This is a genomic window from Brachybacterium alimentarium (genome assembly GCF_002332425.1).
GTDB classification, from domain to species: domain Bacteria; phylum Actinomycetota; class Actinomycetes; order Actinomycetales; family Dermabacteraceae; genus Brachybacterium; species Brachybacterium alimentarium.
Genome location: NZ_NRGS01000049.1, coordinates 1 through 1,268, shown reverse-complemented (window position 1 = coordinate 1,268; position 1,268 = coordinate 1). Strand labels below are relative to the sequence as shown.

Sequence of the window (1,268 nt, the reverse complement as noted above, 5' to 3'; positions counted from 1 at the left end):
GGGACTGATGCACGATCAGGTGTCACATGATCTGTGGCGCCGTGCGGCGTTGCAGGGAAGGATGTGCGCCATGCCCGCTCCCTATCCCAAAGAGTTCCGTGAGGACGTCGTCCGCGTCGCGAGGAACCGTGAACCCGGCCAGAAGCTCTCCGTGATCGCGAAGGACTTCGGGATCTCCGAGTCCTGCCTGACGAACTGGATGCGCCAAGCGGACGTCGAGGACGGCAACCGGCCTGGGAAGACCCGTGAGGATTCCACCGAGCTGCGCGAGCTCCGACGCCGGAACCGGCTGCTGGAGCAGGAGAACGAGGTGCTCCGCCGTGCTGCTGCATACCTGTCCCAGGCGAATCTGCCGGGAAAATCCTCTACCCGCTCGTGAGCGAGCTCGCCGCCGACGGGATCCCCGTTGCGGTGTCCTTGCGGGTCCTGAAGCTCTCCCGTCAGCCCTACTACCGCTGGCGCAAACAGCAGGTCACCGAGGCCGAGCTGGTCGAGGCCTATCGAGCCAACGCGCTATTGGACGCTCACCGCGACGACCCGGAGTTCGGGTACCGATTCCTCGCCGGCGAAGCCGCTGAGGCTGGTGAGGTCATGTGCGAGCGAACCGCGTGGCGGATCTGCCACGACAACCAGTGGTGGTCCGTTTTCGGGAAGAAGCGCGCCAAGAACGGGAAACGTCCGGGACCGCCTGTCCACGATGACCTCGTCCAGAGGGACTTCACTGCCGATGACGTCAACGAGCTGTGGCTGACCGACATCACCGAGCACTGGACTGATGAGGGCAAGCTCTACCTCTGCGCGATCAAGGACGCCTTCTCCGGCCGGATCGTCGGCTACTCCATGAGTGACCGGATGAAGGCCCGCTTGGCGGTGAACGCCCTGGCCAACGCGGCAACCCGGCGCGGCGACGTTGCTGGCTGCATTGTTCACTCAGACCGCGGGTCGCAGTTTCGATCCCGGAAGTTCGTCCACGCCCTGAACCAGCATCACCTCATCGGATCCATGGGCCAAGTCGGTGCTGCCGGTGATAACGCGGCGATGGAATCCTTCTTCGCGCTACTCCAGAAGAACGTCCTGGACCGGCGCCGTTGGCGCACCCGTGAGGAACTCCGGATCGCGATCATTACCTGGATCGAACGGACCTACCACCGCCGCCGGCGTCAGGCCCGCCTGGGCCGATTGACCCCCATCGAATACGAGACCATCATGAACCCGACCGTCACCCTGGCGGCCTAAACCAAGCTGACACCTGATCGTGCATCAGTCCC

1 protein-coding gene is annotated in these 1,268 nt (G+C 64.2%); it reads left to right on the top strand.

Annotation, left to right across the window (positions count from 1 at the left end):
* Positions 1-70 precede the first annotated feature (70 nt).
* A protein-coding gene (locus CIK71_RS17100) for an IS3 family transposase (RefSeq protein ID WP_241963936.1) occupies positions 71-1,236 on the top strand; the annotation gives its coding sequence in 2 pieces (ribosomal slippage) (positions 71-355 and positions 358-1,236; 1,164 coding nt in all).
* The last annotated feature ends 32 nt before the right edge of the window (positions 1,237-1,268 follow it).